At 62.2% G+C, this 15668-nt stretch carries 17 protein-coding genes; 1 reads left to right on the top strand and 16 read right to left on the bottom strand.

Annotation, left to right across the window (positions count from 1 at the left end):
- Window positions 1-122 precede the first annotated feature (122 nt).
- From MESCI_RS21545 to MESCI_RS21520, 6 genes are all read right to left on the bottom strand, one after another.
- A complete protein-coding gene (locus MESCI_RS21545; RefSeq protein WP_013532068.1) occupies window positions 123-986 on the bottom strand; it encodes a quinoprotein dehydrogenase-associated SoxYZ-like carrier in 864 nt (287 codons plus the stop codon).
- A 118-nt stretch (window positions 987-1104) separates the two neighbouring features.
- A complete protein-coding gene (locus tag MESCI_RS21540; protein WP_013532067.1) occupies window positions 1105-2067 on the bottom strand; it encodes a quinoprotein relay system zinc metallohydrolase 2 in 963 nt (320 codons plus the stop codon).
- A gap of 34 nt (window positions 2068-2101) precedes the next feature.
- On the bottom strand, window positions 2102-2842 hold the full coding sequence (locus MESCI_RS21535) for an ABC transporter ATP-binding protein (RefSeq protein WP_013532066.1): 741 nt from the start codon (window positions 2840-2842) through the stop codon (window positions 2102-2104).
- Window positions 2811-3635: an ABC transporter permease gene (locus MESCI_RS21530; protein WP_013532065.1), complete on the bottom strand. Its 825-nt coding sequence runs from the start codon at window positions 3633-3635 to the stop codon at window positions 2811-2813. The genes MESCI_RS21535 and MESCI_RS21530 overlap by 32 nt, the downstream gene beginning before the upstream one ends.
- Window positions 3632-4618, bottom strand: a complete 987-nt coding sequence (locus tag MESCI_RS21525) for an ABC transporter substrate-binding protein (protein WP_013532064.1) — start codon at window positions 4616-4618, stop codon at window positions 3632-3634. Before MESCI_RS21525 ends, MESCI_RS21530 begins: the two co-directional genes overlap by 4 nt.
- Before the next feature lie 33 nt (window positions 4619-4651).
- Window positions 4652-4861 carry a hypothetical protein gene (locus MESCI_RS21520; protein ID WP_013532063.1) on the bottom strand — a complete coding sequence of 70 codons (210 nt, stop codon included), beginning with the start codon at window positions 4859-4861 and terminating at the stop codon, window positions 4652-4654.
- Window positions 4862-5224: 363 nt separating this feature from the next.
- Here MESCI_RS21520 and MESCI_RS21515 point away from each other — a divergent pair, with 363 nt between their 5' ends.
- Window positions 5225-5605 (top strand): c-type cytochrome, encoded by a 381-nt coding sequence (locus MESCI_RS21515; protein ID WP_013532062.1) that lies wholly within the window; start codon window positions 5225-5227, stop codon window positions 5603-5605.
- A gap of 42 nt (window positions 5606-5647) precedes the next feature.
- Here the strand turns inward: MESCI_RS21515 and gph are convergent, their stop codons facing one another.
- Genes gph through MESCI_RS21465 form a run of 10 tightly spaced genes read right to left on the bottom strand, consistent with a single transcriptional unit; the run spans window position 5648 to window position 15625 of the window.
- Window positions 5648-6349: a phosphoglycolate phosphatase gene (gph, locus tag MESCI_RS21510; RefSeq protein WP_013532061.1), complete on the bottom strand. Its 702-nt coding sequence runs from the start codon at window positions 6347-6349 to the stop codon at window positions 5648-5650.
- Window positions 6346-6903 (bottom strand): thioredoxin family protein, encoded by a 558-nt coding sequence (locus MESCI_RS21505; RefSeq protein WP_013532060.1) that lies wholly within the window; start codon window positions 6901-6903, stop codon window positions 6346-6348. The genes gph and MESCI_RS21505 overlap by 4 nt, the downstream gene beginning before the upstream one ends.
- A 21-nt stretch (window positions 6904-6924) precedes the next feature.
- On the bottom strand, window positions 6925-7611 hold the full coding sequence (gene rpe, locus MESCI_RS21500; RefSeq protein ID WP_013532059.1) for a ribulose-phosphate 3-epimerase: 687 nt from the start codon (window positions 7609-7611) through the stop codon (window positions 6925-6927).
- Window positions 7612-7669: 58 nt separating this feature from the next.
- A complete protein-coding gene (gene cbbX / locus MESCI_RS21495) occupies window positions 7670-8608 on the bottom strand; it encodes a CbbX protein (RefSeq protein ID WP_013532058.1) in 939 nt (312 codons plus the stop codon).
- A 7-nt stretch (window positions 8609-8615) separates the two neighbouring features.
- Window positions 8616-9050 carry a ribulose bisphosphate carboxylase small subunit gene (locus MESCI_RS21490; RefSeq protein WP_013532057.1) on the bottom strand — a complete coding sequence of 145 codons (435 nt, stop codon included), beginning with the start codon at window positions 9048-9050 and terminating at the stop codon, window positions 8616-8618.
- Window positions 9051-9068: 18 nt separating this feature from the next.
- Window positions 9069-10562, bottom strand: a complete 1494-nt coding sequence (locus MESCI_RS21485; RefSeq protein WP_013532056.1) for a ribulose-bisphosphate carboxylase large subunit — start codon at window positions 10560-10562, stop codon at window positions 9069-9071.
- Between the two features lie 21 nt (window positions 10563-10583).
- Window positions 10584-11663 (bottom strand): class II fructose-bisphosphate aldolase, encoded by a 1080-nt coding sequence (gene fba / locus MESCI_RS21480; RefSeq protein WP_013532055.1) that lies wholly within the window; start codon window positions 11661-11663, stop codon window positions 10584-10586.
- An 11-nt stretch (window positions 11664-11674) separates the two neighbouring features.
- Window positions 11675-13687, bottom strand: coding sequence for a transketolase (gene tkt, locus MESCI_RS21475; RefSeq protein ID WP_013532054.1), 2013 nt, complete (start codon window positions 13685-13687; stop codon window positions 11675-11677).
- Between the two features lie 10 nt (window positions 13688-13697).
- Complete coding sequence (locus tag MESCI_RS21470; protein WP_013532053.1) at window positions 13698-14570, bottom strand: phosphoribulokinase; 873 nt, start codon at window positions 14568-14570, stop codon at window positions 13698-13700.
- Window positions 14571-14578: 8 nt separating this feature from the next.
- A complete protein-coding gene (locus MESCI_RS21465; RefSeq protein WP_013532052.1) occupies window positions 14579-15625 on the bottom strand; it encodes a class 1 fructose-bisphosphatase in 1047 nt (348 codons plus the stop codon).
- Window positions 15626-15668: the final 43 nt, after the last annotated feature.

The raw sequence follows: 15668 nt of genomic DNA, 5'->3' as shown, positions 1-15668 counted from the left end.
GCCTGCTCCATCCGGAAGCCGGATCGAGCTTCGTCCTCTGCCCGGGCGTGATCTTCCCGAACGAGCTCCATTTTCGGGATCAAGTGGCAAGCACCGGCAGTCCAGCGCAAGATATCGAGACTTCAGAGTCCCGCTGTCTCGAGCGGCCACTGATTGCGAAATGTTTTGCCGTCCGTATCGATCGCTTCAACCTGGATTTCGCCCTTGCCGTGCACGGTGAAATCGAATCGGAAGTTGGGGTCTTCCGAAATCGATATTCCACCTTCCATGGAGAGGATCGGCCGGCCGGCTTGGGAGATCGACAGTTTCTGGACAAAATGCGCCGGTATGAAATATTGGGTCAGCGGATCCCGCTGCAGCCCCGAATTGTTAGGGTGCCGGATCATCAACTGCAGTTCCTCGGTCTTGGTCATCGTCTCTTTGGGCGGGAACTGGCGCAGCTTCATCTGACCCATTGTCGCGTTGGCCTCGTCCTGGTTCTTGACCGCAGGGGCGGAGCAGCCACCTGACGCCTTGACGAAGGTCTGTACCATATGGAGTTGACCACCCTGCGTCTCAGCGATGGCGCGCAGATAGGAATAGTCGTTGACGCGCACGCGCGTCGACAGATGCGTCACGCCGGCATCCTTGCCGAGCTGGAACGTTGCCGCCACCGGTGCAGGGTTCGCATCGATGATCAAGGTAACGGATTTGATGCCGTCTGGCGCCTTGGCTGGATCGAGATAGATATCGACGGGCACGATGGCGGCATCCTGCGCCCGCTTCGGTGCTTCGATCCTGACGACGCCGGTATCGACCAGAATTGCCCGATCGCCGAACACGTCGCCCTTCAAGTCATGCCAGATTCTATCCGAGGACGCGGTTGTTTGCTGTGCGTTGGCGGCTCCCGAGGAGCCGAGCAACGTGCCGATGGTCAAGATGATCGCGGCGAAAACGGATGCGAGCGGCAAGGCGAGCTGCCGGCTCGAGTAAGCTTGATTTTGCATTTCGATGCCTCCACCAATGCAAGAGAGGTGGTGCCCAGGCTGGCGTTGAGGATAAGCCTTTGGCGACGCCTTGGCAAATCGCCGTGCTTTGCGGCCGCCTGGCGCATGTCGGCGTCGTCTATTCCCATTCGAGTTCGGCAAATGCGGCCGTTGCGTTGCGCTCGTTGTAATCGTCGAACAGGTGCCAATTGTCCCGTTCGCTTCCGCCTGCGGTTTTGACTGCTTCGCGCAGCGGCGTTCCGTCGGCGATCGCCTTGCGGATATCGCGCGCCAGAACCTCGAAATAGCGTCGCTCCCCCGCCAGTGCCTGTGGCCAGTCGGCCGTTACAGGACCATGACCTGGAACGACGCGCGCGGCGTCGATCGCGGTGAGTGCATCCATCTGGCGGAGCCATCCAAGCAGTGATCCGTCGAGCGTCGGCAAGGAGCCCATGAACACCAGATCGCCGGCAAAGAGCGTTCTGGTCGTGGTATCGAATACGGTCAGGTCGTTGTCGGTGTGCGCCGCCTTCCATGCCCGCAGTTCGATCGTGCGCCCGCCGAGGTCGAGTTGCAGGTGATCGTCGACCAGCCTGGTCGGCGACACGATCTCGACCCTCTCCATCAGCGCCTCGCCAAGCTGTTCGCGATAGTTGTGCAGATAGAACACGCCACGCGCGTCGAGGGCGCGCGGCAGATTGCGGTGACCGACGATGGTCGCGCCGATCTCCCTGAATGCAGCATTGCCGAAGATGTGGTCGGGGTGCATGTGGGTGTTGACCAGGAAGCGAACCGGCTTTGCGGTTACCTTTCCGATCGCGGCGAGAAAGGCGTGCGCCTCGATCAGGCTGCCACCGCTGTCGATGACGGCAACCGCATCGGTACCGACGACGGCGCCCAGATTGCAGATCGCACCGTCGTTGGCGGCGGTCATCAATTCATCCGTGCCCTGGAAGGCGAAGACGCCGTCGGCGATCTGCCTGAGCGAGAATCCCAGGTTGCCAGCCGCGGCTCGTCCGAGGCAGCACGGCAGCAAGGCGGCGCTGGCGGCGGTACAGGCGAAGCCACTCACAAGCCTGCGTCTTAGCCGATCGATCGACATGAAGGCCTCCGATATGCATTTCACCTGCAGGCGATCAGGTGACGTCCGGAAATCTATGATGGAACGACCGCAGAAGGTCGCTCATCACCTGCGAATTGCGATGTTGCCGTGGCAACCGTACGTCGAACACGCCGAGCACATGGGTTGGCCGCGGCGCGAGCACGATGATGCGGTCCGAGAGCATCAGTGCTTCGCGTAGATTGTGGGTCACCATCAAGGCGGTCGTGGGCCGTGCCGACCACACGGTCAAAAGCAGATGCCGAAGCCGCTCGGCGGTCTGTTCGTCGAGCGAGACAAAGGGTTCGTCCAGGAAAAGCACCGCCGGCTCCGTGGCGAAAGCCCTGGCAAGTGCTGCCCTGCGCGCAAGGCCGAGCGATAGTTCGGCTGGATAGAGCGAGCGCATGGCCGCGAGGCCGAGCGTGTCGAACAGCCCGTCGAGATTTTTCGCCCTCAAGCTTTTCGGCAACGCCAGCCTGACATTCTGCTCCACCGTTCGCCACGGCAGCAGGGTCGGTTCCTGGAATACGGCGGCGATGCGGTTCGAACCTCCTTGCGGCAACTGGAAGGAGCCGGAAAAGTCTTTGTCCAAGCCAAGCAGGATACGCAGCGTCGTGGTCTTGCCGCAGCCCGACGGTCCAAGCAAGCAGGCGAATTCGCCTTGCCGGACCTCGAAGGAAAGGTCCTGAAGCGCCGTGATCGAGACGCCTCGCGCGGACCTGAAGGTCTTTTCGGCGATGTCGACCTTAAGCGGGACGACGGCGCCAACGGGTTGCATGTCGTTCAACGGGCTGCACCAGGAGAAGTTCAATGACAAGCATCACCGCCACGAAAGCCAGCGTGTAGGCAAGAATGGCAGCGACATCGAAAAGCTGGAAATAGAGATGGATCTGGAAGCCGACACCGTTCGAGCGGCCGAGCAGTTCGACGACCAGGACGATCTTCCAGATGAGGGCGATGCCGGATCGCGACGCAGCGGCAAGATGGGGCTGCAATTGCGGCAGCAGGATATGGCGGATGCGATCAAGGCGGCCGAAGCGATAGACGGTGGCCATCTCGGCATAACTTGGATCAAGTGTCCTGGCGCCTTCACGCATCGTCACCACGACATTCGGGATCTTGTTCACTGCCACTGCGCCGATCGCCGCCGCCTCGTTGAGGCCGAACCAGATGTAGCCGAGGACGATGACCACCAGTGCCGGGATGTTGAGGAACAGAATCACCCACGGGTTGAAAAAACGGTCGACGCGACGATAGCTGCCGAGCAAAACGCCGATGACGGATCCGATGATCATTGCGACGATATACGCCGCGGCGACCCGGCCGAGGGTCACGCCGAGATGGTACAAGAGGTCGCCGCTCGCAGCCTCCCTGAGAAGCACCTGCCAGACCTGCCCAGGTCCTGGAAAGGCACGGCTTGGCCAGACGCCTGCCGCAAGGTTCCACAGCAGGCAAAGCCCGAGCAGGGAAACCGCTACCGTCAGCGCGGGCGCCAGTGCCGTCGCCAGGCTGCGTCGGCCGGACATGCTCGGCGGGGCATCACGCGTGCCGTCGGTTTCCGATGCGGTCATTTCCAGGGTTCCTGCCAGAATGTGCCGGGCGCCATCTCCGGCGCGCTGCCGACCAGCTTCGCGCCGCCGATCGCCGCCAGCACATGGTATAGCCTGCCGGCGTCAGCCGCTTCCTCGGCGACCGACCGTCTGGGAATGCCCTGACGATAGCGATCGCGCAGTTTTTCCAGTTCCTTGCCTTCCGCGCGAATGATCGGCGCCAGGCGCAGCCATTCGTCATCGGATCTGGCCAGCAAGTCCTTGGCTTGCGCGGACGCTCTCACGAACCCCCTGACGGCATCGGGGTTCTCGTTCGCCCATTGGTCATGGAAGACGTAACCGAGCGCCGACACGGGTCCCAGAGCCCCAAGCGTCTTTGCCGCGTCATTCACGCCGATCAATCGACGGAAGCCATTGGCCTCGAGACGGGCGCAAAAATGCCAGAAATTCAGCACTGCATCGAGTTCGCCCTGTATCGCCTTTTCCGAAATCAGCGGCGGCGCGCCAAAGACGATGTCGCTGGTTGCCGACAGGTCGACGCCGAGATCGCGTCTGGTCAGCGCTTGTATCAGCAGCCAACTCTTGTCGAGCGGGCCGCCGGCGACGCCGATCTTCTTGTCCTTGAGATCGGCGACCGTCCGGATCGGTGAACCCTCCTTCACCATGATCGCGCCCACGGCGGTGGAATAGGGGAACAATGTGAGGTCGCCGCCTTCGGAGCGCTGGCGCGAGACCCACAGCCAGTCGGAGACGATCATGTCGATCGCGCCAGCCTGCAGCGCGACGTTGGTTGCATCCTCGCCGGCGAAGTCGATGATCTCCAGATCGATCCCGTTCGCGGCATCGAACTTGTGCTGCCGTAGCGTATCGAGTTCCCAACTCACGGTTCCAAACTTCAGCACACCGAGGCGAATCCTGGCTGCCGCAACGGCTGGCCTGGTAGCAAGAACAGCGGCTGTCCCGAGAACCGCCAGACGCAACGTCATGCGCCGTGAAACCTTCATGACACCTCCTCCCCAGGGTTCCGCGCTGCCAAATCAGATGGCTCGTTCCTTGCTCGGAAATGCGCATTTCCAGCGCATGACCTTGAGGGTCGGGTGTTCTTGAGACCATTTCGCGATTTCGCTGGGGGCAAGGAACATGCATTGGAACAGGGTGCCGCGGCTCTCGAAATAGAGATGTTCGTCTCGGCAATTGCTCGGATTAGCGCTGAGGCAAACCGTCAATATGAGATCGACCATGTCCATTCAGCACCTCTTGCGCGTTCCCAAACGCCCATCTCGGCGAGTCCAGCCCAACCAGGAGCCAGGACAAAACCGCCACTTGCCGGATTTCTCAAGGTGCCAATGGAGAAACCGGAATGAGGTCAAGCTACGCGCTCGCCCAATAGCCGTCAACAAAGACGAATGGACAGGATCCTTGAGCACCCAGGCCTCTAAACCTTTGTACGATTGACTTTCACAACATGCCGATTAGCTTCCAGGTGACGCGGCGCGGCTCCACGGGAGAAGCGGAATTTCCACGCCACCGCGTAAGGCGCATGCCGACGGATCAAAGGATCGGCATGCACAAATCGTCCAGGGCACCCAGACGATCAATGAGGAAATACCATGCGCGCAATCGCATTTTTCGCAGTCATGTCCGTTGTGCCCTTCATCGCGAGCCAATCCCAGGCACAGGACGCGGCGGCGGGTGAGAAGGTCTTCGCCAAATGCAAGGTCTGCCATGTCGCCGACCAGGACAAGAACAAGGTCGGTCCGTCGTTGAACGGCGTCATCGGCCGAACAGCCGGCACGCACCCGGGGTTCAGCTATTCTCAGGCGATGGTCGCGGCAGGCAAGTCCGGCGTCAAATGGGATGAACCCACTTTGAAGACTTACCTTCACGATCCCACGGCCATGGTCAAAGGAACAAAGATGGCGTTTGTCGGCCTCAAACAGGACGAAGACATCGCCAATGTCATCGCCTATCTGAAGCAATTCTCGAAATAGCGCGCCGCCGGCCGTTCGAACTTGCGTTCGGCCGGCGTTCGCCTACGCATCGGCTTGCAGCCCCTGCATTGCCGAAGGCAGATCGAAAAGGCTGTCGCAAACAAGATCGGCGCCAAGCTCTTCCACCGGAATGTGGCTGTAGCCGCCACGCAGCAGAATGACGGGCATGCCGGCGGCGCGTGCGGCGCCCAGGTCAGCGCCACTGTCTCCGACCAGCAGCGCGTCACCCGGGTCGACGCCTAGCTGTGCCAACGCCAGCAGCAGGGCATCGGGCGCCGGTTTCAGGTATGTCACCGCGTCTCCGCCGACGATCGCACCGAAATATTCCGTCAATCCGAAATGAAGCAGGATTTCGCGGGTCGCCAACTGCGGTTTGTTGGTTGCCACCCCCATGCTTACTCCGCCCAAATGAAAGTGGGTGAGGGCCTCCCTGACGCCAGGCATCAGCCTTGTCAGGCCGGTCAGGTGCCGGCGGTAGATAGGCGCCATGACGCGGTTTGCCTCATCGAGAGCGTTGCCGAGCAGTGGCGCTCCCGATGCCGCGAAGGCTCGCTCGATCAGTTTCCTGACACCGCCGCCGATCATGGCCTTGACCCGGTCCAGGCGCAGCGGCGGCAGATCGCGGCTGGCCAGCAATTCGTTGACGGCGGCCGCTATGTCCGGTGCCGAGTCGACCAGCGTGCCGTCGAGGTCGAACAGGATCGCCTTCGGCGATCGAAGCGGCCTACCTGCGCCGACGTTCATGCGTCATCCTTCCACTTGATCGAGCAGCCGATCGAGGCGACCTGGTCCAGCGGCCCGTCGCCGGTTCGGGCAACCTGCTTCATCGCCTCGAACAGATCGCGTCTCAGCCCGGGCGCTCCGGCTTCTCGTCGCGAGGCGTCCAGCCGACCGCGATATTGCAATCCCAACTCGCTGTTGAACCCGAAGAAATCGGGAGTGCACACCGCCACGTAATCGCGCGCTACAGTTTGGCGCTGGTCGTGCAGGTAAGGGAAGCTGAAGCCGTTCGTCGTGGCGAAGAGCTTCATTTGGTCGAAGGAATCCTCCGGGTAGGTGTCGGCATCGTTCGAGTTGATTGCGACAAAGCCGATACCTTCGGCCTTGAGGTCGTTGGCATCGCGCACGATACGTGAAATCACCGCCTTCACATAAGGGCAGTGATTGCAGATGAAGGCCACGACCAGGCCGTTCGGGCCGGCCTGGCTGAGGATCGAATGCGACCTGCCGTCGACGCCGGGCAAAACGGCATCGATCGCGCGCCAGCCGAAATCGCAGACAGGGGGAACGGCCGCCATGCTTGCCTCCGATGAAATGGTTTACGCGGCTTTCCGGATCGCACCGTCGGCCGCCTGTCGGATGGTTCCAATGTTGGCGCGGTAGGCCGCCTCGGCGCCTCCCTTGAACACGGCCGACCCGGCGACCAGCACATTGGCGCCGGCCGCGGCGACCAGCGGGGCGGTTTCGGCCGTGACGCCGCCATCGATTTCGATGTCAATCGGGCGGTGGCCAACCAATGCCTTGATTCGCCTGATCTTCTCGATGACCGCGGAAATGAAGGCCTGGCCGCCGAAGCCTGGATTGACCGTCATCAGAAGCACCAGATCGAGCCTGTCGAGCACATACTCGATGACGCTCTCCGGCGTCGAAGGATTCAGCGATACGCCGGCCTTCTTGCCGAGATTTTTGATCGCCTGCAGGGAACGATCGAGATGCGGCCCGGCCTCTGCATGCACCGTGATGATGTCGCAACCGGCGTCGGCGAACGCGGCCAGATAGGGGTCGGCCGGCGCGATCATCAGATGGCAGTCGAAGATTTTGTCCGTTCGGTCGCGGATCGCCTTGATCACCGGCGGACCGAAGGTGATGTTGGGCACGAAGTGGCCGTCCATCACGTCGAGATGGATCCAGTCGGCACCCGCCCGCACGACAGCTTCGACCTCGTCGCCGAGCCGCGAGAAATCCGCGGAAAGCACGGAGGGTGCGATGATTGTCCCGGTGACCATGGTCGTCGTCTCCAATTCTGTCTGCGGTGTTGGTCGCTGCGCCGGCCGCTTCGTCCTGTCAGCGCATCTTCGTCTCCGGTTCGCCTTCCAGTTTCCCTTCCGCGAACACGCGGCTGCCGCGAATGTCGGATTCCTCGATGGTGATAAGATCGGCCTTGGTCAACACCCGGCTGCGCGATGCGAAAAGCCGGTTAGCCTGCCGCAGCCGCGCCCGGTCAAGCCCATTGCGAACCGAACGCGCGTTGGAGAAATGCGGCAGCCTCATGCGGATCGGAAGATACTCTTCGAGCGCCTGGGACGCCGCCTCGCTGAGGCGATAATTCTGCTCCGCGAGCATAATCTCGGCGATCGATTTCAGTTCGCTGACGCCATAGTCGGGGAAGTCGAGGTGGTGGGCGATGCGCGAACGCATGCCGGGATTGCTGTCGAAGAAGCGGTCCATCTTGTTCTTGTAGCCGGCAAGGATCACAACCAGATCGTCACGGTTGTTCTCCATGCACTGCAGCAGGATTTCGATCGATTCCTGGCCGTAGTCGCGTTCGTTCTCTGGCTTGTAGAGATAGTAGGCCTCGTCGATGAAAAGCACGCCGCCCATGGCACGCTTGATCACCTCGCGGGTCTTGGGCGCGGTGTGGCCCACATACTGGCCGACGAGATCGTCGCGAGTCACGGCGACCATGTGGCCTTCGCGGACATAACCCAGACGATGCAGGATTTCGGCCATCCTCAGCGCCACCGTGGTCTTTCCGGTGCCAGGATTTCCCGTGAAATTCATGTGCAGCGTCGGCGCGCCCGATGTCAGTCCGAACCTGCGGCGAAGCCGGTCGACCAGGAGGAGGGCGGCGATCTCGCGGATGCGGGTCTTGACCGGCTTCAGGCCAACGAGTTCTCGGTCGAGCTTGTCCATCACCTCGTCGATGTTGGACGCCTCGAACTCGGCCTGCAGATCGACCGTCGCGTCCTGTGCGGCAGCGTCCTTTGTCATCGCGTTCAGCATGGTTCGGCTAGCTCCGCTCGCCCTCGGGCCTGTCGGTCGCATAAGGCACGATCGAATAACCCTGGCTGCGGCCGTCACGCTCCTGGCGCAGCAGCCGGAACCCGGGTTCGCTGGGCGGCCGGTTGACAATGAACGACATGCGCGGCGCTTCCCAGCCCTTGGTCGAATCGAAGGCGGTCACCCGCACATACATGTTCGGACAGGCTTTCCGGCAAGCATTGACCTCGAGCAGTATGCCCGCCGGATCTTTCAAGTCGAACATCGGGTTGCCGTACATTTCCCAATAGGTATTTCGCGGATGCGGATCGTCCGTGTACTCGACGCTGACCGCCCAATGGTTCTTCAGCGCGTATTTGATCTGCGCCGAAATCTGCTCGTCGGTCAGGTCGGGCAGGAACGAGAACTGCCCCTGTGTGACCTTGTTTCCCGGATTGGTCATCATGACGACGGTTCCTTTCGTCTAGAAGCTGGGCGTTGCGGTTGGCACGAAGTCGGCCGTGTCGGTCGATTCGTAGTTGAAGGTGACGTCCTTCCAGGTCTCCAGGGCAGCCTTCAGCGGCGTGCACCATCTGGCCGCCTGTTCGAGGATCTTGGTCCCTTCGCGCAAATAATCGCGCCCCTCGTTGCGGGCCAGGATCATCGCTTCCAAGGCGACGCGATTGGCCGTCGCGCCTGCCTGGATACCGTCCGGATGGCCGATCGTGCCGCCGCCGAACTGCAGGATGACGTCCTCGCCGAGATAGTGGATCAACTGGTGCATCTGGCCGGCATGGATGCCGCCCGAGGCAACGGGCATCACCTTGTTGAGCGAGGCCCATTCCTGATCGAAGAACAGCCCGGTTTCGAGGTTCTGAGGCGTGCGCTCCTCGCGCAGCGTGTCATAAAATCCCTTGATCATGAGCGGGTCGCCTTCCAGCTTGCCGACCACCGTGCCGGCATGGATATGGTCGACGCCGGCCATGCGCATCCATTTGCAGATGACGCGGAAATTCATGCCGTGGTTCTTCTGGCGCGAATAGGTCGAGTTGCCGGCACGGTGCAGGTGCAGGATCATGTCGTTGCGGCGTGCCCACTTGGCCATCGACTGGATCGCCGTGTAGCCGATGACGAGGTCGATCATGACGATGCAGGAGCCAAGTTGCTTGGCGAATTCGGCGCGCTCGTACATCTCCTCCATCGTGCCGGCGGTGACGTTGAGATAATGGCCTTTGACCTCGCCGGTGGCGGCCGACGCCTTGTTCACGGCCTCCATGCAGTAGAGGAAGCGGTCGCGCCAATGCATGAAGGGCTGCGAGTTGATGTTCTCGTCGTCCTTGACGAAGTCGAGGCCGCCCTTCAGCGCTTCATAAACGACGCGCCCGTAATTGCGTCCCGACAGGCCGAGCTTCGGCTTCGTCGTTGCGCCGAGCAGCGGCCGGCCGAACTTGTCGAGCCGCTCACGCTCCACCACGATGCCGGTCGCCGGCCCCTGGAAAGTTTTGAGATACGCCACCGGGATACGCATGTCTTCCAGCCGCAACGCCTTGACTGCCTTGAAGCCGAACACATTGCCGATGATCGATGCGGTCAGGTTGGCGATCGAGCCCGGCTCGAACAGGTCGAGGTCGTAGGCGATGTAGGCGAAGTACTGTTGCTCGGTCTTGGTTCCGGGACCGGTGTTCGGCACCGGCTCGGATCTGAACGCCTTGGCGCGATAGAGCTCGCAAGCTGTCAGCCGGTCGGTCCACACCACGGTCCACGTCGCGGTGGAGGATTCACCGGCGATGGCGGCTGCCGCCTCCTCGTGGTCGACACCGGGTTGCGGCGTGATCCGGAACATGGCGATCAGATCGGTTTCCTTGGGCCTGTAGTCAGGCTCCCAGTAGCCCATCTTCTTGTAGGGGATGACCCCTGACTTGTAGCGCTCCTTGCCTTCCTTGAGCGTCCCCGCTGGCAGTATGTCGATCTTGTTCATGACAGGTCTCCTGTTTGTTGCTCAGGCGGCTTTCGCGGTTGCGATTTGGGGGTCGAGTTTTCCCGCGGCGTAACGTTTCGCCATCTCGTCCATGGCGATGACCTTGATCTTCGAGGCGTTGGACGCCGTACCGAAACGCTCGAAGCGGTCCCGGCAAAGGTCGCGCAAGGCATCCATGGCGGGCTTCAGGAATTTGCGGGGATCGAACTCGCGCGGGTCTTCCGTCGCGACGCGGCGGAACTGCCCGGCCATGGCCATGCGGCAATCGGTGTCGATATTGACCTTGCGCACGCCGTAGCGGATGCCGCGCTCGATCTCCTCGACCGGGACGCCAAAAGTCTGGGGCATCTCGCCGCCGTATCTGTTGATGATGTCCTGCAACTCCTGCGGCACAGAGGAAGAGCCGTGCATGACCAGATGCGTGTTGGGCAGCTTCTCGTGGATCGCCTCGATCACCTGCATGGCCAGGATGTCGCCGTCCGGCTTGCGGGTGAATTTGTAGGCACCGTGCGAGGTGCCGCAGGCAATCGCCAGCGCGTCGACCTGGGTTGCGGTCACGAAGTCGACCGCCTGATCGGGATCGGTCAGGAGCTGGTCGTGGGAGAGCGCGCCCTCGGCGCCGTGGCCATCCTCGGCCTCGCCTTGGCCGGTTTCCAGCGAGCCGAGCACGCCCAGTTCGCCTTCGACGGAAGCGCCGACCCAATGCGCCATACGTGCGACGCGTTCGGTTATGGCGACGTTGTAGTCGTAGCTTGCCGGCGTCTTGGCGTCCGCCATCAAGGATCCGTCCATCATCACCGAGGTGAAGCCGTGGCGGATCGCGGAAAGGCAGGTGGCCTCGCTGTTGCCGTGGTCTTGATGGATGCATAGCGGGATGGTTGGGTGGATTTCGGTCAGCGCCTCCATCATCTTGGCCAGCATGATGTCGTTGGCATAGGATCGGGCGCCACGCGAAGCCTGGATGATGACAGGCGCGTCGCAGGCCTTGGCCGCTTCCATGATGGCGAGGCCCTGTTCCATGTTGTTGATGTTGAATGCCGGTACGCCGTAGCCGTGCTCGGCGGCATGGTCGAGAAGCTGGCGAAGGGTGATGCGAGCCATTGTGAATCCTCCTAGATGATGAGCTTCAGCGCCGCTGCAGCAACCGCTTCGGACGTGATGTTGAAATGCCGGTAGAGGTCGGGGGCAGGGGCGCTGGCGCCGAAGCCGGTCATGCCGACGAAAGCGCCGGTCTCGCCGATCCAGCGGTCCCAGCCCAGCCGGGCTGCCGCTTCGACCGCGACGCGCGGCGCCGAGCCGAGGACGGCCTTGCGGGTGGCGCTTTCCTGCTCCTCGAAAAGCTCCCAGCACGGCATCGACACGACGGCGGCGGCGACACCATGCTCGGTCTCCAGCCTTTCGGCGGCAGCAACCGCGATCTCGACCTCCGAGCCGGTGGCGATCAGGGTGACGGCACGGTGCTCGGCTGGTTCGCGCAGGACGTAGCCACCTTGGCGGGAGCGGTTCTCGTCACTGTGCGACCGACGCAGCATCGGCAGGTTCTGGCGCGACAGCACCAGGACGCTCGGCCGATCCTTGCTCTTCAGCGCGAGTTCCCAGCACTCCGCCGTTTCGATGACATCCGCCGGACGGAAGACGTTGAGATTAGGCGTCGCACGCAGCATCGCAAGGTGCTCGACCGGCTGGTGCGTCGGGCCGTCCTCGCCGAGGCCGATGGAATCGTGTGTCATCACATAGATGACGCGCTGGCCCATGAGCGCCGAGAGCCGCATCGCGCCGCGCGCATAATCGGCGAAGCACAGGAACGTACCGCCATAGGGCACGAAACCTCCATGCAGCGCGATGCCGTTCATGGCGGCCGCCATGCCGTGCTCACGAATGCCGTAGTGAATGTAGCGGCCGGCATAGTCACTCGGCGCAATGCGGTTCATGCCCTTGGTGATCGTCAGATTCGAGTGCGTCAGATCGGCCGAGCCGCCGACGGTCAATTCCGTTGCGCCGTTGATGGCCTCCAGCGCCATTTCGGAGGCTTTTCGCGTCGCCACCTTGGTTGCCTTCTCGACATGTTCGCGACGAAAGGCTTCGAGCGCGTCGAAGACCGTGTCGGCCAGTTCGGCGGCGACGGCGTTTTCAAAAGCCTCGCGTCGCGGCGAGGCGGCAAGCCGCTGCTCCCAGGCGCGCCGCATCGCTTCGCCGCGACCGGCAATCTCGCGCCAGGCGAAAAGGATATCATCCGGCACCTCGAACGGCGCGTGGGCCCAGCCGATGTTTTCGCGTGTCGCGGCGATCTCTGCTTCACCCAGCGGTGCGCCGTGCGTCTTTTCCGAACCGCCGAGATTGGGGGCACCCATGCCGATCACTGTGCGGCAGGCAATCAGCGATGGCCGATCCGACCGTCGCGCCGCCTCGATTGCCGCGGCGACTGCTGCCATGTCGTGCCCGGCGACACTTTGGACATCCCAGCCGGCGGCCTTGAAGCGCGCCGGCTGGTCCATCGACGTGGAGAGGGAGGTCGGCCCGTCAATGGAAATCGCATTGTCGTCCCAGAAGACAATCAGGCGGGAAAGCTTCAGGTGACCAGCGAGGTCTATCGCCTCGTGACTGATTCCCTCCTGAAGGCAGCCGTCGCCCGCAATCACATAGGTATGATGATCGACCAGATCGGCACCGTAGCGGGCGGCAAGCATGCGTTCCGCCAGCGCCATGCCGACCGCCGTGGAAATGCCCTGTCCAAGCGGTCCGGTGGTGGTCTCCACGCCAAGCGCATGGCCGTATTCCGGATGTCCGGCGGTGCGGCTGCCCAGCTGCCGAAATCGCTGCAATTCCTCGACCTGCATGTCTTCGTAGCCGAGCAGATGATGCAGTGCGTATTGCAGCATCGAGCCGTGGCCGGCTGAAAGCACGAAACGGTCACGGTCGGGCCAGTCCGGTCTCGACGGATCGATATTGATGAAGCGGTTGAACAGCACCGTTGCGACATCGGCCATGCCCATCGGCATGCCAGGATGACCCGAATTCGCCTTTTGGACGCTGTCCATCGCCAGCGCGCGAATGGCGTTCGCCATGTCGCGCTCCGAGACGGGAGCGGTTGTGGTGACGGGCTTCAGTGCTGTTTGGCTGGTCATTGCATCCTCCTCACGACACACGGCTCTTGCGTTCAACCAATTGCAGGATGAGCGGCGTCAGGATCAGCTGCATGGCAAGATCGAGCTTGTTGCCTGGCACCACGATGGAATTTGGCCGCGACATGAACGAGTCGTGGATCATCGACAGCAGATACGGAAAATCGATGCCGCGCGGATTGGCGAAGCGGATAACCAGCATCGATTCGTCGGGTGTCGGAATCCAGCGCGCGATGAACGGGTTGGACGTATCGACGATCGGCACGCGCTGGAAGTTGATGGCGGTCTGCGAGAATTGCGGGACAATGTAGCGGACATAGTCGGGCATCCGGCGCAGGATCACGTCCATCACCGCCTCGGTGGAATAGCCGCGTGTCGAACGGTCGCGATGGATCTTCTGGATCCATTCGAGATTGATGACCGGCACGACGCCGATCTTGAGATCCGCATGCTTGGCCAGATTGATCGTGTCGGTGACGACACAGCCGTGCAGCCCCTCGTAGAAGAGCAGGTCGCTGGGAGCGAATTCGCGCCATTCGGTAAAGGTTCCCGGTGGCGTGCCGTGCTGCTTTTCCTCTTCCTCATCATGAATGTAGGTGCGGGTCTTGCCGGTTCCGCGGCGGCCATATTCCGCGAACACCTCTTCGAGAATTCCGAGTTCGTTGGCCGCGGCATTGAAATGGGTGAAGTTCGGGTTGCCGGCCTTTTCCTCCTCGGCCACCTTTGCCTTCATCGCCGCGCGGTCGTAGCGGTGAAATGCGTCGCCTTCGATGAAAGCGGCCTCGATGTTCTCGCGCCGGAAAATCAGCTCGAAGATGCGCTTGACCGAGGTCGTGCCGGCGCCCGACGACCCGGTGATGGTGATGATGGGGTGCTTGGCTGACATGGTGCTGCTCAGGCTCTGAACAGGCCGCGGCGGCTGAACAGCGGCGCACGCTCACCGATGTTGCTCGGCTCTGTGTGGTAGCGCGTGATGCGCGCGACTTCCCGCGCCGACCCGAAGATCATCGGCACGCGCTGATGCAGGCTCTCCGGCTCGATTTCTAGGATGCGGGTGATCGCGTCGGTGGCGGCACCGCCAGCCTGCTCTATGAGATAGGCGATCGGGTTGGCCTCGTAGACGAGGCGCAGCCGTCCCTGACCATAGCCCTTGCGCCGATCGCCGGGGTAGAGAAAAACGCCGCCGCGCATCAATATGCGGTAACAGTCGGCGACCAGAGAGGCGATCCAGCGCATGTTGAAATCCTTCTCGCGCGGTCCCTCGGTGCCCTCCAGGCAGTCGTCGACATAGAGCCGCACAGCCTCGTCCCAGTGCCGGTAGTTGGCGGCGTTGATGGCGAACTCCTGAGTGCGTTGCGGAATGATCCGGCTTTCATAGGCCTGGACGAAGGTGCCGAGCCTTGTCGAGAAGACGAAGACATGCGTGCCGCTGCCGAGCGACAGGACGAGTGCCAACTGCGGCCCATAGATGAAGAAACCGGCGCCTAGCTGGTTCACGCCCGCCTGCAAGAAAGAGGCGGCCGGATCAGCGTCCGGCGCGCCAGTTGCGGTCAGGAGCGAGAAGATCGTTCCGATCGACACGTTGGTGTCGATGTTGGAAGAGCCGTCGAGCGGGTCGATCGCAATGGCGAGTGGCGCTTGCCTGTCGAGCAGGACTGGCTGCTCCAGCTCCTCGGAGGCGTAAAGCGCCACCGGCGCACGGCGCATGGCGTCGAGGAAGATGTCGTCGGAGAAGACGTCGAGATCCTTCTGGACGTCGCCGTCGGCATTGGCGCCACGGGTCTCGGCAAAGGCGGCGCCGAGCACCCCTTGGTTGATGGTGTTGCGGACCTTGATGGCGGCCTGTGTCAACTGACGAACGGTCGTCACAACGGCCGAGCGGAATTCGTCTGGCTGGCCGAGATAGGAGTTCAGAAAAGCGTCGAGCGTTGCCGCTGGCATCGTAACCTCCCCTCCCGCCGCATCTCCTCGGAGCGGCTGGACT

This window comes from Mesorhizobium ciceri biovar biserrulae WSM1271, from assembly GCF_000185905.1.
Taxonomy (GTDB): domain Bacteria; phylum Pseudomonadota; class Alphaproteobacteria; order Rhizobiales; family Rhizobiaceae; genus Mesorhizobium; species Mesorhizobium ciceri.
The sequence above is the reverse complement of the archived record's forward strand: the minus strand, read 5'-3'. Positions and strand labels throughout refer to the sequence as shown.